Below are 20,889 nucleotides of genomic sequence, written 5' to 3'. Positions count from 1 at the left end.
GTGGTCAAGATCTCAAGCTGTGAGGGCAGGGGCGAGATAGCAGGATTCGTGGGGAGCGGTCACTCTCCGGCGCCTGGGCGCGCCGGATCACTGGGTGCGTCATCGTTCACGGCGTCGGCGAATTTGCGCATGAGCCGCACCAGCTCCGCGACATCGTGTTCGTCCCAGCTGGCAAAAATGGCGCGGCCGATCCGGTCGCGCGCCGTGTCCACGGCGTCGGTCATTGCCTTGCCCTTGGGCGTCACGATCGCTTCCCGAACACGACGGTCAGCGGTTCCGGCCTGGCGCGCGACGAGGCCGAGGCTTTCCAGTTTGGCGACCTGCCGGCTGACGGTGGTGTAGTCGCGCCCGACGCGGTCAGCGAGGTCGACGACCCCGATCGGGCCGCGCCGCTCGATCCCGACAAGCAAGGGGAACAGGGCGCGATCGAGCGAAATGCCGGCTTCCCGAACCATCATCTCGTCGCGCTGGGGGCGGTTCATGACGCTGACGATGTCGATCAGCGCCCCGTGCAGAATCCTGAGCTGCTCCGATATATGTGTATTTTGCACATTAATTCTTGACGACATGCCGGCCCTCCAATTATGTGCATATTACACATAAGGAGATGGCGATGACAGAGGATTTCACAGTCCAGGGGGCGATTTACCAGGAGTTGATGTGCGACGTGTTGATTTGCGGCGCAGGTGCGGCCGGTCTCACACTCGCGATCGAGCTTGCGCGTCGCGGTCTATCCTTCCGCCTGATCGAGAAGATGGACGGGCCTTTCCGTGGCTCGCGCGGCAAGGGCATCCAGCCGCGAACCCAGGAGGTCTTCGAGGATCTCGGCATTCTCGACCGGATCGTCGCGGCCGGAGGCCTCTATCCGCCGCAGCGGGAATATCGCGACGATGGCAGCTACACCGAATCCAATGTCACGGCGCATGAGGAGCCGACGCCTGCCGAGCCCTATCATCTCCCGCTCATGGTGCCGCAATTCCTGACCGAAAGCGTGATGCGCGAGCGCCTCGTCGAGTTCGGACATCGGCCGGAGTTCGGCTGCGAGCTGGTCGGATTGGAGCAGGACGAGGATGGCGTAACGGCGCGACTCGTCTCCGGAGCCGGCGAAGAGGTCGTGCGCGTGCGCTATCTCGTCGGCGCGGATGGCGGCCGCAGCTTCGTGCGCCACGCGCTCGGCATCGGCTTTCCCGGCAAGACGCTCGGCGTCCGCGCGGTTGTCGCCGATGTCGTCCTGACGGGCCTGGGCCGCGATGCCTGGCACCGCTTCAGCGAAGGTTCGATGGCGCGGCAGATGTCGCTATGTCCGCTCGCCGGGACCGAGCTGTTCCAGCTGCAGGCGCCGATCCCGCTTGAAGGCGAGGTCGACCTTTCCGCTGAGGGTCTCTCAGCAATGGTGGCCGAGCGGACCGGCCGCGACGATATTCGCATCCAATCTGTGTCCTGGGCATCGGCCTTCACCATGAATGCGCGGCTGGCCGATCACTACCGTGTCGGTCGCGTGTTCCTGGTCGGGGACGCCGCACATATTCATCCGCCGACGGGCGGCCAGGGGCTCAATACCAGCGTCCAGGACGCCCATAATCTTGGCTGGAAACTGGCGGCGGTCGCCGGGGGGGGCCCCGTTGCCTTGCTCGACAGCTACGAGGAAGAACGCCGACCGATCGCAGCGGACATGCTGGGGCTGGCCACCAGACTGCTCGATGCGGCCAGGCGTGGCGAGATGCGGCGTGGCCGCGAAGTCCATCAGCTCGACCTTGGTTACGCAGGGTCGTCGCTCGCGCTGGAAAAGCCGGAACGCGGCGGCGGCCTGCTCGCCGGAGACCGCGCGCCCGATGCACCGATCCGCGGCGCCGCGGGACAAGCGACGCGCCTTTTCGAACTGTTCAAGGGCGCGGACTGGACGCTGTTGGGCTATGAGGTCGAGCGCGATGCCGTGCCGTCGCGCCCCGGGCTCAGCATCCATACGCTCGGTCGGCGCGGCGATATCCTCGATGAGGGCAGCCATCTGCGCGACGCATATGGTTTGACACCTGGCGATTGGGTGCTCGTGCGTCCCGACGGCTATGTCGGGGCGATCGTCTCGTCCAGCGAGATCGGCGGGCTCGAGACCTATCTTCGGAGTATGGGCCTCTAGCGCAGCCTGACGGGCGGTGCGCCGGTCGTATCCCGGATCACCAGTTTGGTTGGCAGCAGGACGGTCTCGGTGGGCGCATCGAAAGCCTCGATCCGGCGCAGCAGCAACTGGGCGGCGGTCCTGCCCACGGTCTGCCGCGCCACGGCGACAGTGGTGAGGGCTGGGCGCCACAGCGTCGCTTCGGCGATGTCGTCGAACCCGATGACGGAGAAATCCCGCCCCGGCGTCAATTCGCGCGAGCGCAACCCGAGCATCGCGCCAAAGGCGACGACATCGTTGAAGCACACGACCGCCGTGGGCGGCTCGGGCAGATCGAGCAGAGCCAGCGCATGGGCCATGCCGGTGTCGCGCGTCGCCGGGCCGGAGAGCACGAGGCGGGCCTCGAGCGCGATCCCGGCATCGAACAGAGCCTGCCGGTAGCCCTCGAAGCGCTCGCGGCCGGTCGAGATGTTCTGGTTGAGGCCGATCATGCCGATCCGGCGATGGCCGAGCTCGATCAGGTGGTTTGTGGCCGCGATCATGCCGGCGCGGTGATCGGCCTGGACAAGATCGACGTCGGCTCCCGGAACCGAGCGCGAGACCATCACACAAGGCAAACGCCAGGACCGGAGCAGGTCGACGAAGGCGGCGTCCGTGCCCATGGCCGGCACGACGAGCAGGCCCGCGACATTGTATTCGCGCACTGCCGAGACGAAGGCGCTCTGGCGCGCGACGGATTCGGCGGTGTTCGACATCAAGACGATGCGGTTCTGCTCCGTCAGCGCATCTTCCATCGCCGCGACGATCTCGGCGAAATAAGGGTTGATCAGATCGTTGACCGCCATGGCGATCAGGCGGGATTCCGTCGAGCGCAGGCCGGCCGCGCCGCGGTTATAGACATAGCCGAGGCTCTTCGCCGCCTCGAGCACGCGCTCATGGGTGCGCTTGGGGATCGTCGGGCTGTTGCGCAGCACGAGCGAGACGGTGGCCTTCGAGACGCCGGTCGCATTCGCGATATCCACCAGAGTGGGCCGCGGATTCACCTGCGACTGCGCCTTGCGATGCTCGAAATCTGCCACGGATTCGTCTGTTTCTGCCTCTGGATGGATGATCTGATCGCGGTGGGGCGGCCCGTCAAGCCGCGGGCTCAGGCAATGCCGTGGAGGGCGAGGACATGCCGCATCCGCTGCGCTGCCCGGTCGGGATCCAAGAACAGGCCGAGCGTCGCGGCGTGACGGAAGACGCGGGCGAGATGCAGCACCGAGCGGGCGCCCTGCTGGGCGCCGAGCATGGTGAAATGCTCCTGATGGCCGCCGAGATAGGCGAGCAGGACGACGCCGGTCTTATAGTACTGCGTCGGCGCCTGGAACAATTCGCGCGACAGCGCCACGGTCGGTTCGAGGATGTCGCGGAAGGGCGCGACGCCGCCTTGCGTCAAGGCCTTGAGGGCAGCCGACGCGATGGGCGCGATCGGATCGAAGATGCCGAGCAAGGCGTGGCTGAAGCCCTTGCTGTCGCCGGCGATCAGTTCGGGGTAGTTGAAATCGTCGCCGGTATACATCGCGACGCCCTCGGGAAGGCGGCGGCGCATCGCGATCTCCAGCTCCTTGTCGAGGAGCGAGATCTTGATGCCGGCAATCCTGCCGGCATTGTCGGCGATCATGCCGAGGCAGGAATCCATCGCGGCGTCGATATTATTACCGCCCCAATAGCCGGCGAGCGCCGGATCGAACATCTCGCCGAGCCAGTGCAGGATCACCGGCTGGTCGGCCTCTGCGAGGACGCGGGCATAGACGCGCGCATAGTCGGCGGGGGATCGTGCCGCCCGGGCGAGAGCCCGGCTCGCCATCAGGATGACGCGCCCGCCGAGGCCCTGGACATAGGACAACTGCTCGAGATAGGCGGCGATGACGCTCTCGATCGTCGCGTCCTGCGGCGCGAGCTGCTCGGTCCCGACGCCTGAGAAGACGACCGCGCCGGGTCGCTGGCGGGCGCTGGCGAGGGTGTTGCGGATCAGGATTTTCGCGGAGGGCCAGTCGAGCCCCATGCCGCGCTGGGCGGTATCCATCGCCTCGGCGATGCCGAGGCCGAGATCCCAGAGATGCTCGCGAAAGCGCTGGGTCGCGTCGAAATCGATCGCGATCTCGCGCATCGGCGCGATATCGGCGAGCGGATCGGCAACGACATGGGCGGCCGAGAGAACGGCGCGCGCCAGCGTCTCGCCGGGACGGGTGGTGTCCCAATGGACGGGATCGGGCAGGGCGAAGCGTTCCAGCGAGCGGTCGCTGCGGGGCAGGGCGAGCGTGATCATCAGGGTATCTGCTCCAGGGCTTGAGGGCGCAGGCGGGTGAGGAGCGTGGTTTCGCCCTCCTGGGCGATCTCGCCGCCGCGTTTCACCACCTCGAAAGCCAGCGTGACGATGCCTTGCCCCTTGCTGGACAGGCGCTTGCCGGCGACGCGGATCTGCGCGCCGATGCGGTCGCCCGCGAAGATCGGGCCTTTGAAGCGCCAGTTCCAGCCGAGCGAGGCGATCGCCATGATGCGCACCGAGGCCCGGTTCTTCAGCCCGTCCGTCAGCGCCAGGCCGAGCAGGCCATGAGCGACCCGGGCCGGAAAACCCTGCGAGCGGGCGAAGTCGTCATCCATATGGATGTCGAAGAAATCGCCGGAGAGGCCGGCGAAGGAGACGATATGGGCCTCGGTCACGACCAGGAAACCGGTCTGGTAGCGGTCGCCCTCCTCAAGGTCCTCGAACCAGTATTCACCGGGGGCGAGCTCTCTGCCGCTCACGATCGTCACAGCCTGCGAACCGCCAGGCCGCCATCGACCCGTACCACCTCGCCGGTCGAATAGGGCAGGGAGCCGCAGGCCAGCATCGCGGCCGCCTTGCCGATGTCCTCGGGCTCGCCCCAGCGGGCGAGCGGGGTGAGGCCATCAGCGAAGAGGGCGTCGTAGCGCTCCTTCGCCACGGCGGTCATGTTGGTGCGGATGACGCCAGGCCGGATCTCGTAGACATTGATGCCGTCGCCGGCCAGGCGCGCGGCGAAGAGCTGCGACATCATCGCGAGCCCGGTCTTGGAAATGCAGTACTCGGCCCGGTCGGCCGAGGCGAACTCGACATTGATCGAGGAGATCGTGACGATGCTGCGGAAGCGGTCCGATGGGGCTTGCACCATCTTCCGGGCGACGGCTTGTGTCAGGAAGAACGGCCCCCGCAGATTGACCGCCATCAGGCGGTCGTAGCTCTCGGGCGTGACCTTCAGGATGTCGTCGCGCCTGGCGACCGAGATGCCGGCATTGTTGATGAGGCAGTGCAGCCCGCCGAAGGCGGCCCAGGCCTTATCGACCAAGGCTTGCTGGCTGGAGAGGTCGCTGATGTCACCTGGCAGCGCTAAGGCTTGGCCGCCGCGCGCCTCGATTGCGGCGATGGTGGCGGGCAGGTCGTCGGATGCGGCCAAGTCATTGGCAATGATATTGAATCCGGCCTCCGACAAGGCGAACGCGATGGCGCGGCCGATGCCGCGGCCTGCGCCCGTGACCAGGGCGTTTCCGAGCTGTGGTCGATCCATCCCAGCGTTTCCCGGCTTCAATTTTTCAGTTGCACGGCCATGTCGGGCCCGTTAGTAAATCGATCTAGTAGAACGATCAAGTCAGTTTTTAAGCTGCGCCCATGGGAGTGGAACGATGAGGCTCACGGTGAAGCGTCGCGCGCTCATCACCGCATGCGTGCAGCAGCGAAATGCGAACATCCCCGGCTCCGACCCGATGAGAACGCCATGATGAACAAGATCATTTCCGCGGCCGAGGCGGCGCGGTTCATTCCCGACGGGGCGGTGCTGGCGATCGGCTCATCGGCCGGGCTCAACTGCCCCGACCACATGCTGAAGGCGGTCGGCGAACGCTTCGCCGGGGAGGGGCATCCGCGGAATTTGACGGTGTTCTCGCCGATCGCGGCGGGCGACATGTATGGCGTCAAGGGTATCGACCATCTCGCGCGCAAGGGTCTGCTCGCCACCATCCTCGCCGGTTCCTTTCCGAGTGGGCCGTCCTCGCTGCCGTCGCCGGCGATCTGGGAGATGATCGAGCGCGACGAGGTCGCGGCCTATAATTTGCCGTCAGGCGTCATGTACGACATGGCCCGCGACGCCGCGGCCAAGCGCCCGGGCGTGCTGACCAAGGTCGGCCTCGACACCTTCGTCGATCCGCGCCTCAACGGCGGCAAGATGAACGCGGCCGCGGCGAAGCGCGGCGAGGTGGTGCAGGTCGTCGAGTTCGGCGGCGAAACCTGGCTGCATTTCCACAATCATTTTCCGCAGGTCGCGATCATTCGCGGGACGACGGCTGATGAGCGCGGCAACATCTCGATGGAGCAGGAGGGGGCCGTGCTCGGCATGGTCGACCTCGCGCTCGCCGCCCGCAATTCGGGCGGGATCGTCATTTGCCAGGTGAAGCGAACGACGGCTGCAGGGACGATTCCCGCCCACAAGGTCCATATCCCGTCGACATTGGTCGATTACGTCGTCGTCGACCCCGACCAGGTCCAGGCCACCGAGATCCTCTACGATCCCGCGATCAGCGGCGAGGTCCGCCGCCCGATCAGCAGCTTCAAGCCTGAGCCCTTCAGCGTCGACAAGGTGATCGCGCGCCGCGCCGCGATGGAGTTGATGGATGACGGGGCGGTCAATCTCGGCTTCGGGATCTCGGCGCTGGTGCCGCAGATCCTGATCGAGGAGGGCCAGGCCGAGGCGGTGACCTGGGTGATCGAGCAGGGCGCCGTCGGCGGCATTCCCTTGACCGGCTTCGCCTTTGGCTGCGCCGCCAATGCGCAGGCGATCTTCCCGACGCCGCAGCAATTTACCTATTTCCAGGGCGGCGGCTTCGACTGCTCGCTGCTCTCCTTCCTCGAGGTCGACGCCTTCGGCAGCGTGAACGTGTCGCGATTGCCGTCACGGCCTTATCTCACCGCCGGTTGCGGCGGCTTCGTCGACATCACGACGCGGGCGCGCAAGATCGTCTTCAGCGGCTATTTCACCGCGGGCGGCTTGCAGGTGGCCGCCGAGGATGGCGGTCTACGCATCCGGCAGGACGGCAAGATTTCCAAATTCGTGCCGGAGGTCGGCCATGTCACCTTCAGCGGTCGCAACGCGGTCGAGCGGGGGCAGGACATCACCTATGTTACCGAGCGTTGCGTCCTCAAGCTGCGCCGCGAGGGCTTGACCGTGGTGGAGATCGCGCCGGGCGTCGATCTCGAACGCGACGTCCTCGCCCGGGCGGGCACGCCGCTGCAGGTGGCGAGCGATCTCAAGCCGATGGATGCGCGCTTGTTCAGGCCCGAGCCGATCGGCCTCAGCCTGGCGCGCAAGCCGGCCCCGGCGATCCGTGCCGGCCTCCAGGCAGCGTGAGGGTCGAACGATGACTGAAAGCCTCCTGAAGAACGACGTTTTTGACGCTGTGCTGGCCGCGCCCGGCGTCGTGCTGATCCGAATCATCTCCAAGCCGCTCGGGGTGTTCACCATTGCCGCGCGGCGGGCGTTGGCCGCCTTTCTCGAGAGCGTGCAGCGCGACCACGGCGCCCGCTGCGTCGTGTTGATAGGCAGCGGGCAGGCTTTCTCCGTGGGCTCCAATATCCGCGAATTCGAGGCCACGGCGGAGTGGATCGAAGAGGCGCGGCTGGTGGAGACGAAGCTCAATGAGACTATCGAGCGCGGCCCGGTACCGGTGATTGCCGCCTGCAACGGGCATACGTTGGGTGGCGGCATGGTCCTGGCGCTGGCCTGCGATTTCCGCATCGCCGGCCGCAGCGCGAGCTTCGGCGTTCCCGAGGTCAAGCTGGGCGCGATGGCGACGGCGACGGGGACGCAGCGCCTGCCGATGCTGGTGGGGCGTGGCCAGGCGCTGCGCCTGATGCTGACGGGGCAGACGATCGGTGCGGAAGAGGCCTACCGGATCGGCCTGGTCGAGGAGCTCGTTGGGGATGATCAACTCGAAGCGCGGGCGCTCGAAGTGGCGGGGCTGATCGCCAGCCAGTCGCCCAAGGCGGTCGCGGCCTCAAGGCGAAGCGTTTCGGCCGGGCTGCGCAACGGTTATCAGGCCGGGCTTCTGATGGAGGAGGAGATCACCGTGCCTCTGGGCCTCTCCGACGACGCCATCGAAGGCAAGGCCGCCTTCGTCGAGAAGCGGCCGCCGCGCTTCGTTTAGGGCTGGGAAGGGTGAGATCTGGGGCGGCGCCAAGCACCTGTTTGGAAACCCCAGCCCTCATCCTGAGGAGCCGCGCAGCGGCGTCTCGAAGGATGCTCCAGATGGTTCGGGAGCCTCCTGGAGCATCCTTCGAGACGCGCTCCTGCGGAGCGCTCCTCAGGATGAGGGCTCTGGGAGGCAAGAAGTCTCTCGGATTGGCCGCTCCAGGATTGGCCACCGCCCCTCCATTTCCGATGATGGCAAGATGACGGAACGCCACGGCCTTGCACCCTTGTCCCTTGAGCGCTGCTCGATCAATACGGCGACGCTCGGGCATCGCCTGCCGATCGAGGAGGTCGTCGATCTCGTCGCGCGCTTCGGTTTCGGGGCGATCGCACCCTGGCGGCGTGATCTCGACGGGCGCAGCGTTGCCGCCATCGCCAGGCGCATCCGCGAGGCTGGCCTCACACTCAGCGGCTATTGCCGCAGCACCTATTTCCCGGCCGCGACGCAGGCGCAGTTCAAGGCAAATGTGGCGGATAATTTGCGCGCGCTGGGCGATGCGGCGCTGCTCGGAGCGCCTTGTTTCGTACTTGTGGTCGGCAGCCTTCCGCCCGGCGAGCGGGATCTCGATGCCGCTCGCGCGCAGGTCACCGAAGGGCTGGCGCTGCTTCTCGAACAGGCCCGCACCTGCGGCGTCACCCTGGCGCTCGAGCCGCTGCATCCGATGTATGCCGGCGACCGCTCCTGCGTGACCAGCCTGGGGGAAGCACTCGCCATCTGCGAGGCGCTCGATCCCGAGCAGCGCGGCGGTATCGGGGTCGCCATCGATGTCTATCATGTCTGGTGGGATGCGCTGCTGGCCGAGGGCATTCGCAAGGCCGGGGAGGCGGGCCGGATCTGCGCCTTCCATCTCTGCGACTGGCTGGTGCCGACGCGCGACCTGCTGCTCGATCGCGGCATGATGGGCGATGGCGTGATCGAAATTCCGAAGATCCGGGGGCTGGTCGAGCAGGCGGGGTATCGAGGCTTCATCGAGACGGAGATCTTTTCGCGGGACTGGTGGGGGCGTCCCGAGAGCGAGATCCTGGCCACTTGCGTGGAACGGTTGACGCGCTGCTGCTGACACAAGCAGGCGGGTGGGAGCATATCGTCCGCCCATCGGATCGTAATTGCGACGGGCAACGTGAATGGAAAACGCGCCAGATGGTCGCCAGCCAGGGCTTCGCCGAATTCCTGCGTGAGCAGCTTGCGCCGCTCGGCCGCGTCACGCTGCGGCGCATGTTCGGCAAGACCGGTGTGTTCTGCGACCAGCTGATGTTCGCGCTGGTGGCGGAGGACACGCTCTATTTCCGGGTCGACGATCACAACCGGGCGGAGTTCAAGGAAGCTGAAGCCTCTCCGCCGCTGAGCTATGAGAAGCAGGGGCAGGTCATAGACCTCTCCTTCTGGCGCGCGCCTGAGCGGCTGCTGGATGAGCCAGACGAGCTCGTCACCTGGGCGCGGTCGGCGCTGGCCGCGGCGCGCCGGGTCGCAGTGAAGCGTGTGTCGCCGCGCCGGGCGTGACCCTGGGTCGACTGCCGTCAAGCATCCTGCTGCTTGCGGGAGCTCCCGCGACAGGCTCGGCGCCGCGCGCTCCGCGCAGGTCGGTGCCGTGATTTTGCCGGCTTGTTTCATGGCGTGACATCCACCATGACGAACACGTCCGGGCCGTTGCGACAAAACGCCCCGGCAACGACATGAGAACACGGCGATGAATCTCAATAGTCCGGTCAGCGTCTCCCAGCGCGCCGCCATGCCCGTGCTGATCGCGCTCAGCACGACCCATCTGCTCAACGACATGATGCAGTCGCTGATCCCGGCGATCTACCCGATCATCAAGGCCGCCTATGCCCTTGATTTCGGGCAGATCGGGATGATCACCCTGACATTCCAGATCGCGGCGTCGCTGCTGCAGCCGCTCGTCGGATCCTATACCGACAAGCACCCGATGCCCTATTCGATGGTCGTCGGCATGGGCTTCACGCTCGCCGGGCTGATCGGGCTCGCCTATGCCGGTAGCTATCCGCTGCTCTTGCTGGCGGCGGCCTGCGTCGGCATCGGCTCCTCGATCTTCCATCCCGAGGCGACGCGGATGGCGCGCAGCGCGTCCGGCGGGCAGCATGGGCTGGCGCAGGGCATCTTCCAGCTCGGTGGGCAGACGGGCGGCGCGCTCGGGCCGCTGCTGGCGGCGTTCGTGATCGTACCGCGCGGCCAGACCAGCCTCGCCTGGTTCTCGGCCGCGGCGCTCCTCGCGATGATCCTGATGACCTGGACCGTGGGGCGCCATGCTCAATGGCGGAGCCAGCAGGCGGCCGCTCCGGCCGCGGTCAAGCTGGCCTCGGTGGCGGGGTCGCCGACCCGCCGCGTCGCGAGCGTTGTCCTGCCGATCGCGATCCTGGTCATCCTGCTGTTTTCCAAGAACGCCTATTCGCAGAGCTTCAGCTCGTTCTACACCTTCTATCTGATCGGGAAGTTCGGCGTTTCCGTGCAGACCTCCCAGGTGATGCTGTTCCTCTTCCTGGTAGCCTCGGCGGCAGGGGCGGTCGGAGGCGGCATGCTGGGCGACAAGATCGGCCGCAACAAGATCATCTGGTTCTCGATCCTGGGGGCGCTGCCCTTCACGCTGATGCTGCCTTTCGCCAACCTGTTCTGGACCGGCGTGCTGACGGTGGTGATCAACCTGATCATGTCGAGCGCCTTCGCGGCGATCCTGATCTACGCGATGGAGCTTCTGCCCGGCCGCGTCGGATTGATCGGCGGCCTGTTCTACGGCCTGTCCTTCGGTCTCGGCGGGGTCGCCGCCGCCATGCTGGGCGAACTTGCCGACTGGGTCGGCATCGAGACCGTCTACCGAATCTGCGCCTTCCTGCCGGCGATCGGCCTCCTCGCCTGGTTCCTGCCGAAGATGACGGAGCATCCGGCGCGATAAGCCCGCTCCCGCATCAGGATTGGCACTTGTCTGTGCGGCTGTGCCGGCAGGTGCGACCGAAACAGCAAAGCCAGTTGACAAACAGTCCCCGTAGTCGAACTATTCCACTATAGCGGAATTACGGGGGCCTTGATGGACATCCGAAACCGGCCCGGTGTTCCCGGGGCTCCACGCCACGCTGCTGCGGTGGCATGAACTACCGCTGGAACTGGTCCATCCTGCTGCAGGAGCCCTATACGGAATGGCTCTGGAGCGGCTTGCAATGGACCGTTGCGATCAGCCTCGTCAGCTGGGCTCTTGCGCTCTCGGTCGGCCTCGTCGTCGGCGTGGTCCGCAGCCTGCCGAGCGGCATTCTTCGGGTGATCGCCGGCATCTATATCGACGTCTTCCGCAACATCCCGCCGCTGGTCCAGCTCTTCCTGTGGTATTTCGTCCTGCCCGAGATCGTGCCGGAGACCATTGGACTCTGGATCAAGCGGGATCTGCCCTATCCTGAATTCGTCACTGCCGTGGTCGCGATCGGGCTGTTCGCGGGGTCGCGCGTCGCCGAGCAGGTCCGTGCCGGCATCGAGGCTGTCGGCAACCATCTGATGCCGGCCGCGCTGGCGACGGGCTTGCGTCCGATGCAGGCGTTCCGGCTGGTCGTGGTGCCGCTCGGCTTGCGCGCCATCGTCGGGCCGCTGACCTCGGAGTTCCTGGTCACGGTCAAGCTGTCGTCGCTGAGCCTGACGATCGGCGTGCTCGAACTGACGGCGCAGAGCCGCCATATCGAGAACTACACCTTCCAGGGCCTGGAAGCCTTCACCGTGGCCACCATCGGCTATCTCCTGATCGGCCTCTGCGTCACGGGGCTGATGCGCCTGATCGACGACAGGGTCGGCGGCGCGGCCCTGCGCAAGGCGGGCTCATGAGCGATTTCGACTGGGGCGTCATCGCAAGATCATGGAGCTTCCTGGCCGAGGGCATGGCGCTCAGCGCCTTGCTGGTCGCGGTCGCGACCATCGGCGGATTGGTCATCGGCTTTGGCCTTGCCTTGATGCGATTGTCGTCGAACCGGCTGATCGCGTCGCCGGCCGCGGCTTACGTCACGGTGATGCGCTCGCTGCCGCTCGTGCTGGTGCTGTTCTGGTTCTATTTCCTGGTGCCGCTGGCGATCGGCCGGCCGATCGGCTCGCTCGCCTCGGCGCTGATCGCCTTCGTGATGTTCGAGGCGGCGTTCTACTGCGAGATCATCCGCGCCGGCATCAACAATGTCCGCCAGGGCCAGACCGAGGCCGGACTGGCGACGGGCCTGCGGCGCTCGCAGGTGATGCGCCATATCGTCATGCCGCAGGCGCTGAAGGCGATGACGCCGCTGGTGCTGAACCAGATCATCATCGTCTTCCAGGACACCTCGCTCGTCTATGTCGTGGCGCTGCACGACTTCCTGACGACGGCGAGCATCGTGGCCGCACGCGATGGGCGGCCGACGGAAATGTATACGCTCGTCGCCGTGGTCTACCTGATCATCTGCCTGTCATCGACCAAGGCGCTGGAATTCTACCGGAAAGGCCGCGCGGGATGATCATTCTCGAGGATGTGCACAAATCCTATGGCAAGCAGAAGATCCTGCGCGGCTGCTCGGCTTCGGTGAAGCTCGGCGAGGTCGTGGTGGTCTGCGGCCCGTCGGGCTCCGGCAAGAGCACGCTGATCAAATGCGTCAACGGTCTCGTGCCGTTCGAGCAGGGCTCGATCACGGTCGATGGCGTCTCGGTCTCGGACAAGAAGACCGATCTGCCGATGCTGCGCGCGCGGATCGGCATGGTCTTCCAGAATTTCGAACTCTACCCGCATATGACTGCGCTCGAGAATGTCAGCCTGGCGCAGATCCATGTGCTGAAGCGCTCGCGCGCCGAAGCCGACGCCCGCTCCGAGAAGCTCCTGGCCCGGGTCGGGCTCGGCGGCAAGCTGGCGAGCCGCCCGAGACAGCTCTCGGGCGGCCAGCAGCAGCGCGTCTCGATCGCGCGCGCTCTGGCGATGGACCCCAAGGCGATGCTGTTCGACGAGCCGACCTCCGCGCTCGACCCCGAGATGATCAACGAGGTGCTGGAGGTGATGCAGGCGCTGGCTTTGGAAGGCATGACCATGATGGTGGTGACGCATGAGATGGGTTTCGCCCAGCGCGTCGCCGACCGCGTGCTGTTCATGGATGGCGGCGAGATCCTCGAGGACACGCCCAAGGCGCAGTTCTTCACCGACCCGGCGACGGAGCGCGCCAAGCAGTTCCTGACCAAGGTCCTGACCCACTAGAAACGATGTGATGACCGAGCTCAGCGCCCCGCAGATCGGCCCTATCATCCAGCGCCAGCGCAAGGCGCGCGGGCTGACGCTGCAGCAGCTTTCAGGCCTCTCGGGCGTGTCGAAGTCGATGCTGTCGCAGATCGAGCGCGGGCAGGCCAACCCGACCTTCGCCGTGCTGTGGGGCCTGACGCAGGGGCTGAAGATCGATTTCGCCGCGCTGCTGCAAGGCGGGCAGGCGGTGCCCAGCGATACCACGATCGAGATCGTCCCGTCCGAGCACACGCCGGAGATTCGCAGCAGCGACGGCTCCTGCCGGTTGCGGATTCTGAGCCCTCCAAGCCTGGCGGGCACGACCGAATGGTACGATGTCGAGATCGCCGGCGGCGGCAGGCTCGACAGCGCGCCGCATGCGGCGGGCGCCTGCGAGCACTTCACGGCGCTGTCGGGGCAGTTCCTGATCACGAGCGGCGCATCGACCTATCCGGTCAAGGCGGGCGAGACGGCGCGCTATCCCGTCGACGTTCCCCATTCCATCAGCAATGCCTCGCAGCGGCCGGCCCGCGGCTTGATGGTGCTGCTTTACGGTAAAACCGGGCAGGGCAGGCCAGCTTGACTCATTTCCGCTATAACGGATCATCTCTGCTCGCGGAGATGCCCGCGCTGCCCAAGGCATTCACGGCGCAGCTGCGTTGCGACCGTTCTTCCCCTCAGGATCGAGCAAAGGCATCTTTCCCATGCGCGTAAGCATTCTCGGCGCCGGCGGCGCGGCCTATGGCGCCGCCGCCCAGCTCTTCGTCGGCGGTCACGACCCCATGCTGTGGTCGCCGTCGGGCCAGAGCACCCGCGAACTGGCGGCGGGCGCTGCGCTACAGGCGACGACCGCGATCGAGACGAGCTTTCAGCCCCGGATCGCATCCAGCGCCAAGGAGGCGGTGACCGAGTCCGACGTGGTGATGCTGGTGATGCCGGGCAATGCCCATAAGATGGCGCTGGAAGCCACAGCGGCGCATCTGCGCGAGGGGCAGCCGGTCATCATCAGCTCGCACGCCTCGTTCGGCGCGCTCTATCTCGCGAAGCTGCTCGCTGCTCGCGGCGTGCGCGCGCCGATCATCGCCTGGGGCACGACGCTGACGACCGGCCGCAAGACCAGCCCGACCGTGGTCGGCGTCAACTCGTTGCGCTCCAAGATCGATATCGCGACGGTGCCCGAAGCGGGGCTCGATGAGGGCCATGCGCTTTGCACGGCCCTGTTTGGCGAGCGTTTCGTCAAGCGCGACGGGCTCCTGGCGATCGCGCTCAGCAACCTCAATCCGCAGAACCATCTTGCGATTGCGCTGTTCAACCTGACGCGGATGGAGCGCGGCGAGAGCTGGGGCCAGGCCGAGAACGTCACCCCGGCTGTCGGCCGCGTGATGGAGGCGCTCGACGTCGAGCGGCTGGCGATCGCCGAAGCCTTCGGGCTTTCGGTGCGAACGATCAAGGAGCACTATGCCTTCTCTTATCAATTGCCGGTCGCCAGCATCGCGGAGATGAACGCCAATCTTCATGGCCAGGGGCGCGGCGGCTTCGGCCCGACGACGCTGGAGAGCCGCTATGTGCTGGAGGACGCGCCCTTCGGCCTGTTGCCGACGGTTCTGCTCGGCCGGCTCGTGGGCCGTCCGGCGGTGCTGCACGAGGCGGGGTTGACCATGCTTTCGGGCGCCTATGGCCGTGATTTTGCTGATGACAACGACCTGCTGCCGTCTCTCGATTTCGCGCAGATGACGCGCGAGGAGCTGCAGGAACGGGCGCGCCTTGGATTTTGACGGCTCCCCGCCGGGCTGGTGGGGCGACGAAACGAACGATCACGGCAAACGGGAGAAGACCATGCGACTGAACCTTGTCACGCTCACAAGTGCGCTGTTGGCGCTCGGCATGGCGGCCTCCGCCCAGGCGCAGGAGGTCGATGCGATCGTCAAGAAGCTGCGCGACACCAAGACGATCACCATGGGCATCCGCGAGACGCTCTACCCTTACGGCTATCTCGACAATGACAAGAAGCCGGCCGGCTACGCGGTCGAGTTCTGCCAGCGCATCATCGAGGAGATCAAGGCCGAGCTGAAGCTGCCGGAGATCCAGGTCAAATACGTGCCGGTCAACATCCAGAACCGTCAGGCGCTGGTCGCCAACGGCACGGTCGATCTCGAATGCGGCGGCACGGTCAATACCTTCGGCCGCAACAAGCAGGTCGATTTCTCCTCCGTCTCCTATGTCTCGACGAGCCAGCTTCTGGTTCTCAAGGCCTCGGGCATCACCAAATACGAGGATCTGAACGGCAAGATCGTGGCCGTCGCCACCGGCGGCAGCAGCGAACCGGATCTCAAGAAGCTCATCGCCGACAAGAAGCTCAATATCCGCATCCAGAACGTCGACGATCATGCCGCGGCGCTGATCTCGGTCGAGACCCGGCGCGCGGACGCTTATTTCAGCGACAACGGGGCGTTCTACAGCCTGATCCGGCAGTCGAAGAATCCTGACGCCTTGACCATCGTCGGCGAGGAATACGGCTATGCGCCACAAGGCTTCATGGTGCCCAAGCTCAATCCGACGATCCTCTGGATCGTCAATCACGCCATGGCGAAGATGTTTAAATCCGGTGAGGCCGAAGCCCTGTTCGACAAATGGTTCGGGCCTTTCGGCGTCCATGTCGGGCCGAGGCTGCGGGCGGCCTGGGCGACGCAATCCTACGCTGAATGAGGACCGCGGACCGGCGGGAGTGGTGGCGTTCCAGCGTCCCTCCCGCCGGTCCGGGCATTGCCCGGGAGGAGCGGGAAGCTGCACTAGAACAAGCTGCTCTCCCGTGAAATCAGGAAGCGGGTCATCCCGGACAAGCCGCGTAAGCGGCGCTGATCCGGGATCCATTCCGGAGGCTTGCCGATCAGTGCTCCGGGATGACCGGGTCGTTTCAACATCACCGCGAGACGGCTGCTAGCGCTTGCCCAATTCGATGTCGGGCATGGTCGGCGGCGTGAGGCCGCGCTCGCTTTCAGGGATGAGGGGCGAGGGGTTGCGCGAGATGCGCAGGGCGAGATAGGCGGCCGTTGCGATCGACAGCGCGACAAGATAGGCCAGCAAACCTTGCGGGCCGAGAAACTGCATGAACAGCGTTGCCGCGAGCGGCCCGATGGCCGAGCCCACGCCCCAGAGAAAGAGCAGCCGGGCCGAAAGCCCGACCGCCTGCTCCTGCCCCAGGCGGAAATAGGCATGGGTGACGGCGACCGTGTAGAGGGGGATGCTGCAGCCGCCGATCAGCATGAACAGGCCGAAAAGCCAGAGCCGGTCATGCGCTGAACCGAGATATAGCAGCACCCCGAGCAGGGTCGCCGCCAGAGTGACCGCGCTTGCGGCTGCCAGCATGATGACACGGCTGGCGATGCGGTCCGCGAGCAGGCTCATCGGCCATTGCAGCAGGAGCGCGCCGATCTGGATCGCGGCGGTCAGCAGGATCGTCGCTCTCTGGTCGAGGCCGATCAGGATGCCGTAGGCAGGCGCGACATTGGTCAAGGGACCACCGACCAAGCCGACATAAAGGCAGCCGATGACAGCGGCCGGCGCGTGCCGCCACAAGGTCTTCAGCCTGACCGAGACGACCTCGCTCGATTCAGGGCCGCGCGCCCGGGTGAGCGCCACGGGGATCAACGCGAACGAGAACGCCATGCTGGCGTAGAGAAAGACGTCATGCGCCTGGATCGCGACATAGCCGACGCCGATCTGGGAGCCGATCAAAGCAAGGCGGTTGAGGATCTGGTAGATGCCGAAGATGCGGCCGCGATTGCTGCCCTTGGCCTGGCCGCTGATCCAGCTCTCGATGCAGATGCCATGGCCGGCGGCCGACAGGCCCATGACGAGCCGCGCCACGCCCCACAAGGCCTCGGGAATTATTGGAAAGCTCAAGGTCGAGGCGGCCTGAAGCGCGGCGAAGACGGCAAAGCCGCGAATATGGCCAATGCGGCGCACGAGCGAGGGAATCGCGAAGCAGCCGACGAGAAAGCCGATCGAATAGGCCGAGCCGACCAGACCGATCAGGAGCGGCGGCTGGCCTGCTATCGCCATCCGCAAAGGCACGACCGTGTTCACGATCGTGCCGGCCACCTGCAGGATCAACGCTCCCGCGACGATCGCGCCGAGCGCGGCGACCGAACCGCTATGGGCCTTTTCTGTCACGGCTCCAGATATCCAGGACGCTTCCTCAAGGAACCATCTGCCCGGCTTCCCCTGGAAAAGCCAGACGAAATATCCTCGCTTGTGAAGGCACGGCTATTCGCGAGACCGCACGAGAGCCGGCGCGGGGCGTGACGAGCCGCAAGGTGTGAGCGAGAAGCGCAGCGGCGAGCGCCGGGGGCAGGGCCGCACGGTGCGGCGAGCGCTGAGCCCCGGGCCTGTTGTCCTGGCTCGGAAACACCGCTTCATCCTGAGCGCTATCGTCACTTCAGCCGCACGACGACCTTACCTTTCGACCGTCCCGTTTCGATATAGGCCAAGGCTTCGTTGGTCACTTCGAACGGGAAAGCCCGATCGATGAGGCCATGAGCGCGGCAGCCAAGGTGAGCGTGAGAACACCCGATTGTTTCAAAATACGCATTCCGGTGGTCCCCAGGATTCTCTGCGTGGTCCGGCCAGGTCGCTTGCCGAGGTCGGGGGCACGCTCCAGCGCGCCCCCGATGGGTCAGGAGTGGCTTGCGGCTGCGATGGCGGGATAGTCGGTATAGCCCGCGGCGCCGCCACCATAGATCGTGGCAGGATTGACCTGCGCCAGCGGTGCGCGGGTTTCCAGCCGCTCCACCAGGTCGGGATTGGCGATGAAGGGGCGGCCGAAGGCGAAAAGGTCGGCCTTGTCCTCGGCCAGCCGTGATGTCGCGAGGTCGAGATCATAGCCGTTATTGGCGATATAGGCGTTCTTGAAGCGCCGGCGGAGCGATCCGAAATCGAACGGCGCGACGTCGCGCGGCCCGCCTGTGGCGCCCTCGACGACATGGATGTAGGCGATGCCGAGGCCGTTCAGTTGATCGACGATATAGTCGAACTGTCCCTGAGGATCCGTAGCCGATACGCCATTGGCCGGTGAAACCGGCGAAATGCGGATACCGGTGCGCTCCGCGCCGATTTCCTCGACCACCGCAGTCGCAACTTCCAGCATCAGGCGGGCGCGGTTTTCGATCGATCCGCCATATGCGTCCGTCCGGAGGTTGGAGCCGTCCTTGGCAAACTGGTCGAGCAGATAGCCATTGGCGCCATGAATCTCGACACCATCGAAGCCGGCCGCAATGGCGTTCGCGGCTGCCTTGCGGAAGTCGTTGACGATGCCCGGAAGCTCGTCGAGTTCAAGCGCGCGGGGTTCCGAAACGTCAAAGAAGCCATTGTTGACGAATGTCTTGGTTTTGGCCCGAATCGCGGAGGGCGCAACCGGAGCCGCCCCGTTTTCCTGGAGATCGACGTGCGAGACGCGGCCGACATGCCAGAGCTGCAGGAAAATCCGCCCACCCTTGGCGTGCACGGTGGTGGTGACCTTGCGCCAGCCTTCGATCTGCGCCTGGGAGTAGATGCCGGGCGTGTCCTGGTAGCCTTGTCCCTGCTGCGAGATCTGTGTGGCCTCGGAAATCAGCAGGCCGGCCGACGCGCGCTGGCCGTAATACTCAGCAGTGAGATCGCCTGGAACGAAGCCTGGGCCAGCGCGATTGCGCGTCAGGGGGGCCATGACGATACGGTTGGAGAGGATCAGCGAGCCGAGAATGTAGGGCTCGAACAGCGTTTTGCGGGTCATAGGTCACCTTGGTTTATCCCGCAGCGGCGGGGTCGTTTATCGAAATGGCTTCGTTGGTGCTCAGGCGAGCGTGCGGTATCGCTCGGCAGGGTGCTCGTTCCGATAGTTCGGAAGCATGGCCTGGCGCGCGGCCTGAAACGCGTCCCACTGCCCGGCATCGGGAAGCGGCGGGATGGTCACCGGTTCGCGGCGGTCGAAGCCGACCAGCGCCGCATCGACCAGATCGTTCACCTCCATCACGTTGGAGAGCGTGTTGATGTCGGCGCCGACATGGTCCCAGATCTCGGTTCGCGTCGTGGCGGGAAGCACGGCCTGGACGTAGACACCCTTCGGCGCGAGCTCGAGGCTGAGCCCCTGCGACAGAAACAGCACGAAGGCTTTGGTTGCGCCGTAGACCGTCATGCCGAATTCCGGCGCCAGGCCGACCACGGAGCCGATGTTGACGATCGCTCCTTCGCCGGCCTTCGCAAGGCGCGGGGCGATGGCGCTGGCAAGCCGGAGAAGTGCAGTCGTATTGAGCGCAACCAGCCGCGCGGCGTCATCGGTGCTCTGCTCGATGAAGCTTCCGCCGATGGCCGTTCCGGCATTGTTGACGAGAATCCCGATGCGGGCGTCGTCGCGCAGCCGCGTCTCTACCGTCGCAAGCTCGGCAGGCTGCGTAAGATCGGCCTGGATGATGTCAATCGCCACGCCATTTTCCTGACGCAGACGGGCTGCCAGGGCCTCCATTCGAGCGATGTCACGGGCAACCAGCACAAGGTCGTGCCCGCGGCGTGCGAAGCGCTCCGCATAGGCGGCTCCGATGCCGGTGGAGGCGCCGGTGACGAGGACTGAGGGGATGGTGGTCATGGCATTGCTCTTTTCTGTTCGGGAACCTATATTCATGATGCTCATCATGATTGATGTTAAATATGATGGCCATCATGTAAATGTCAACGGAGCCGGCGGAGAATTTTGAAATGAAGGTCAGTCGAGAGCAGATGGCGGAGAACCGTCGCCGGATTCTGGAGGTTGCCAGCCGGCTGTTTCGCGACAAGGGGTTCGACGCGGTCAGCGTGGCGGAGGTGATGAAGGCCGCCGGGCTCACCCATGGCGGCTTCTATGGCCATTTCAGTTCGAAGGACGACCTGATCGCGCAGAGCCTTGCCCATGCTCTCGCCGTCGGCGCAGGGGAAGGCGGCGATTTTCTCGCTTATGTGGGGGCTTATCTCGCGCCCCGTCATCGCGACAACTGCGCGGGGGGCTGCCCGACGGCGGGCCTTGCCGCAGCCGTCCGCCATCAGACCCCGGCGGCACGCTCGGTCATGACTGACGGCCTTCGATCGCAGTTCGACCGTATCGGCAAGGCGCTCCCGGAGTTGGATGCAGCCGACAGGCGTCGCGCGGCAATCGGAAGCTTTGCGGCGATGGTGGGGGCCGTGATTCTCGCCCGGGCGATCGACGATCCCGCGCTTTCGGATGAGGTTCTGGAACAGACGCGTGAATGGATCGAAGCTGGGATCAAGCCGCAGTCTGCCAGCGCCAGCTGAGCGAGGGCACGCTTCGCAA

The 20,889-nt window shown here is 65.6% G+C and carries 21 protein-coding genes and 1 pseudogene; 13 read left to right on the top strand and 9 right to left on the bottom strand.

The window, feature by feature from the left end; all coding sequences use genetic code 11:
• Positions 1-59: 59 nt before the first annotated feature.
• Complete coding sequence (locus J2Y55_RS07260) at positions 60-569, bottom strand: MarR family winged helix-turn-helix transcriptional regulator (protein WP_310149895.1); 510 nt, start codon at positions 567-569, stop codon at positions 60-62.
• Positions 570-613: 44 nt separating this feature from the next.
• On the opposite strand from J2Y55_RS07260, the gene J2Y55_RS07255 reads away from it, so the two are divergent.
• Entirely contained in the window at positions 614-2,134 is a 1,521-nt protein-coding gene (locus tag J2Y55_RS07255; RefSeq protein ID WP_310149892.1) for an FAD-dependent oxidoreductase, read from the top strand.
• Here J2Y55_RS07255 and J2Y55_RS07250 read toward each other — a convergent pair.
• From J2Y55_RS07250 to J2Y55_RS07235, 4 genes are all read right to left on the bottom strand, one after another.
• Positions 2,131-3,192, bottom strand: a complete 1,062-nt coding sequence (locus J2Y55_RS07250) for a LacI family DNA-binding transcriptional regulator (RefSeq protein WP_310149889.1) — start codon at positions 3,190-3,192, stop codon at positions 2,131-2,133. The two genes, J2Y55_RS07255 and J2Y55_RS07250, sit on opposite strands and share 4 nt — an antisense overlap.
• A 68-nt stretch (positions 3,193-3,260) precedes the next feature.
• Positions 3,261-4,424, bottom strand: coding sequence for a dihydrodipicolinate synthase family protein (locus J2Y55_RS07245; protein WP_310149886.1), 1,164 nt, complete (start codon positions 4,422-4,424; stop codon positions 3,261-3,263).
• On the bottom strand, positions 4,424-4,903 hold the full coding sequence (locus J2Y55_RS07240; protein ID WP_310149883.1) for a MaoC family dehydratase: 480 nt from the start codon (positions 4,901-4,903) through the stop codon (positions 4,424-4,426). The genes J2Y55_RS07245 and J2Y55_RS07240 overlap by 1 nt, the downstream gene beginning before the upstream one ends.
• 5 nt (positions 4,904-4,908) lie before the next feature.
• On the bottom strand, positions 4,909-5,682 hold the full coding sequence (locus tag J2Y55_RS07235) for a 3-ketoacyl-ACP reductase (protein WP_310149878.1): 774 nt from the start codon (positions 5,680-5,682) through the stop codon (positions 4,909-4,911).
• Positions 5,683-5,892: 210 nt separating this feature from the next.
• On the opposite strand from J2Y55_RS07235, the gene J2Y55_RS07230 reads away from it, so the two are divergent.
• From J2Y55_RS07230 to J2Y55_RS07180, 11 genes are all read left to right on the top strand, one after another.
• On the top strand, positions 5,893-7,515 hold the full coding sequence (locus J2Y55_RS07230; protein ID WP_310149876.1) for an acyl CoA:acetate/3-ketoacid CoA transferase: 1,623 nt from the start codon (positions 5,893-5,895) through the stop codon (positions 7,513-7,515).
• 10 nt (positions 7,516-7,525) lie between these two features.
• Positions 7,526-8,311: an enoyl-CoA hydratase/isomerase family protein gene (locus J2Y55_RS07225; RefSeq protein ID WP_310149873.1), complete on the top strand. Its 786-nt coding sequence runs from the start codon at positions 7,526-7,528 to the stop codon at positions 8,309-8,311.
• A 271-nt stretch (positions 8,312-8,582) separates the two neighbouring features.
• Complete coding sequence (locus J2Y55_RS07220; protein WP_310150668.1) at positions 8,583-9,416, top strand: sugar phosphate isomerase/epimerase family protein; 834 nt, start codon at positions 8,583-8,585, stop codon at positions 9,414-9,416.
• An 80-nt stretch (positions 9,417-9,496) separates the two neighbouring features.
• Positions 9,497-9,856, top strand: coding sequence for a TfoX/Sxy family protein (locus tag J2Y55_RS07215; protein WP_310149870.1), 360 nt, complete (start codon positions 9,497-9,499; stop codon positions 9,854-9,856).
• A gap of 187 nt (positions 9,857-10,043) precedes the next feature.
• Positions 10,044-11,261, top strand: a complete 1,218-nt coding sequence (locus J2Y55_RS07210; protein ID WP_310149867.1) for an MFS transporter — start codon at positions 10,044-10,046, stop codon at positions 11,259-11,261.
• 191 nt (positions 11,262-11,452) lie between these two features.
• A complete protein-coding gene (locus tag J2Y55_RS07205) occupies positions 11,453-12,172 on the top strand; it encodes an amino acid ABC transporter permease (protein WP_310149864.1) in 720 nt (239 codons plus the stop codon).
• A complete protein-coding gene (locus tag J2Y55_RS07200; RefSeq protein WP_310149861.1) occupies positions 12,169-12,825 on the top strand; it encodes an amino acid ABC transporter permease in 657 nt (218 codons plus the stop codon). The genes J2Y55_RS07205 and J2Y55_RS07200 overlap by 4 nt, the downstream gene beginning before the upstream one ends.
• Entirely contained in the window at positions 12,822-13,550 is a 729-nt protein-coding gene (locus J2Y55_RS07195; protein WP_310149857.1) for an amino acid ABC transporter ATP-binding protein, read from the top strand. The genes J2Y55_RS07200 and J2Y55_RS07195 overlap by 4 nt, the downstream gene beginning before the upstream one ends.
• Positions 13,551-13,560: 10 nt before the next feature.
• On the top strand, positions 13,561-14,154 hold the full coding sequence (locus J2Y55_RS07190; protein ID WP_310149853.1) for a helix-turn-helix domain-containing protein: 594 nt from the start codon (positions 13,561-13,563) through the stop codon (positions 14,152-14,154).
• A 121-nt stretch (positions 14,155-14,275) separates the two neighbouring features.
• Positions 14,276-15,346 carry an NAD/NADP octopine/nopaline dehydrogenase family protein gene (locus J2Y55_RS07185; protein WP_310149850.1) on the top strand — a complete coding sequence of 357 codons (1,071 nt, stop codon included), beginning with the start codon at positions 14,276-14,278 and terminating at the stop codon, positions 15,344-15,346.
• Between the two features lie 61 nt (positions 15,347-15,407).
• The gene (locus J2Y55_RS07180; RefSeq protein WP_310149848.1) at positions 15,408-16,277 is read left to right on the top strand and encodes an amino acid ABC transporter substrate-binding protein; all 870 of its coding nucleotides are present in this window, start codon (positions 15,408-15,410) and stop codon (positions 16,275-16,277) included.
• 231 nt (positions 16,278-16,508) lie between these two features.
• Here J2Y55_RS07180 and J2Y55_RS07175 read toward each other — a convergent pair whose 3' ends face one another.
• The 4 genes and pseudogenes from J2Y55_RS07175 to J2Y55_RS07160 all read right to left on the bottom strand — a co-directional run bounded on the left by J2Y55_RS07175 (position 16,509) and on the right by J2Y55_RS07160 (position 20,190).
• The gene (locus J2Y55_RS07175) at positions 16,509-17,744 is read right to left on the bottom strand and encodes an MFS transporter (protein WP_310149845.1); all 1,236 of its coding nucleotides are present in this window, start codon (positions 17,742-17,744) and stop codon (positions 16,509-16,511) included.
• Positions 17,745-18,004: 260 nt separating this feature from the next.
• Positions 18,005-18,103, bottom strand: a pseudogene (locus tag J2Y55_RS07170) (zinc-binding dehydrogenase); the annotation flags it as partial.
• A 143-nt stretch (positions 18,104-18,246) separates the two neighbouring features.
• A complete protein-coding gene (locus tag J2Y55_RS07165; protein ID WP_310149843.1) occupies positions 18,247-19,341 on the bottom strand; it encodes an alkene reductase in 1,095 nt (364 codons plus the stop codon).
• Between the two features lie 60 nt (positions 19,342-19,401).
• The gene (locus tag J2Y55_RS07160) at positions 19,402-20,190 is read right to left on the bottom strand and encodes an SDR family NAD(P)-dependent oxidoreductase (RefSeq protein ID WP_310149840.1); all 789 of its coding nucleotides are present in this window, start codon (positions 20,188-20,190) and stop codon (positions 19,402-19,404) included.
• Positions 20,191-20,300: 110 nt separating this feature from the next.
• Here J2Y55_RS07160 and J2Y55_RS07155 point away from each other — a divergent pair, with 110 nt between their 5' ends.
• Positions 20,301-20,870, top strand: a complete 570-nt coding sequence (locus tag J2Y55_RS07155) for a TetR/AcrR family transcriptional regulator (protein WP_310149837.1) — start codon at positions 20,301-20,303, stop codon at positions 20,868-20,870.
• Positions 20,871-20,889 lie beyond the last annotated feature (19 nt).

It is taken from the genome of Allobosea sp. BE125 (genome assembly GCF_031456075.1).
Lineage (GTDB): Bacteria > Pseudomonadota > Alphaproteobacteria > Rhizobiales > Beijerinckiaceae > Allobosea.
Note: the sequence above shows the minus strand (reverse complement) of the source record. Positions and strands in the feature narration are given on the sequence as shown.

Excerpts from the sequence above, each read along its gene's own strand:
- J2Y55_RS07190 (WP_310149853.1), top strand. The coding sequence starts at position 13,561 with ATGACCGAGCTCAGCGCCCCGCAGATCGGCCCTATCATCCAGCGCCAG.
- J2Y55_RS07255 (WP_310149892.1), top strand. The coding sequence starts at position 614 with ATGACAGAGGATTTCACAGTCCAGGGGGCGATTTACCAGGAGTTGATG.
- J2Y55_RS07180 (WP_310149848.1), top strand. The coding sequence starts at position 15,408 with ATGCGACTGAACCTTGTCACGCTCACAAGTGCGCTGTTGGCGCTCGGC.
- J2Y55_RS07245 (WP_310149886.1), bottom strand. The coding sequence starts at position 4,424 with ATGATCACGCTCGCCCTGCCCCGCAGCGACCGCTCGCTGGAACGCTTC.
- J2Y55_RS07195 (WP_310149857.1), top strand. The coding sequence starts at position 12,822 with ATGATCATTCTCGAGGATGTGCACAAATCCTATGGCAAGCAGAAGATC.
- J2Y55_RS07160 (WP_310149840.1), bottom strand. The coding sequence starts at position 20,190 with ATGACCACCATCCCCTCAGTCCTCGTCACCGGCGCCTCCACCGGCATC.
- J2Y55_RS07210 (WP_310149867.1), top strand. The coding sequence starts at position 10,044 with ATGAATCTCAATAGTCCGGTCAGCGTCTCCCAGCGCGCCGCCATGCCC.
- J2Y55_RS07155 (WP_310149837.1), top strand. The coding sequence starts at position 20,301 with ATGAAGGTCAGTCGAGAGCAGATGGCGGAGAACCGTCGCCGGATTCTG.
- J2Y55_RS07230 (WP_310149876.1), top strand. The coding sequence starts at position 5,893 with ATGAACAAGATCATTTCCGCGGCCGAGGCGGCGCGGTTCATTCCCGAC.
- J2Y55_RS07185 (WP_310149850.1), top strand. The coding sequence starts at position 14,276 with ATGCGCGTAAGCATTCTCGGCGCCGGCGGCGCGGCCTATGGCGCCGCC.
- J2Y55_RS07260 (WP_310149895.1), bottom strand. The coding sequence starts at position 569 with ATGTCGTCAAGAATTAATGTGCAAAATACACATATATCGGAGCAGCTC.
- J2Y55_RS07205 (WP_310149864.1), top strand. The coding sequence starts at position 11,453 with ATGAACTACCGCTGGAACTGGTCCATCCTGCTGCAGGAGCCCTATACG.
- J2Y55_RS07215 (WP_310149870.1), top strand. The coding sequence starts at position 9,497 with ATGGTCGCCAGCCAGGGCTTCGCCGAATTCCTGCGTGAGCAGCTTGCG.
- J2Y55_RS07200 (WP_310149861.1), top strand. The coding sequence starts at position 12,169 with ATGAGCGATTTCGACTGGGGCGTCATCGCAAGATCATGGAGCTTCCTG.
- J2Y55_RS07225 (WP_310149873.1), top strand. The coding sequence starts at position 7,526 with ATGACTGAAAGCCTCCTGAAGAACGACGTTTTTGACGCTGTGCTGGCC.
- J2Y55_RS07235 (WP_310149878.1), bottom strand. The coding sequence starts at position 5,682 with ATGGATCGACCACAGCTCGGAAACGCCCTGGTCACGGGCGCAGGCCGC.
- J2Y55_RS07165 (WP_310149843.1), bottom strand. The coding sequence starts at position 19,341 with ATGACCCGCAAAACGCTGTTCGAGCCCTACATTCTCGGCTCGCTGATC.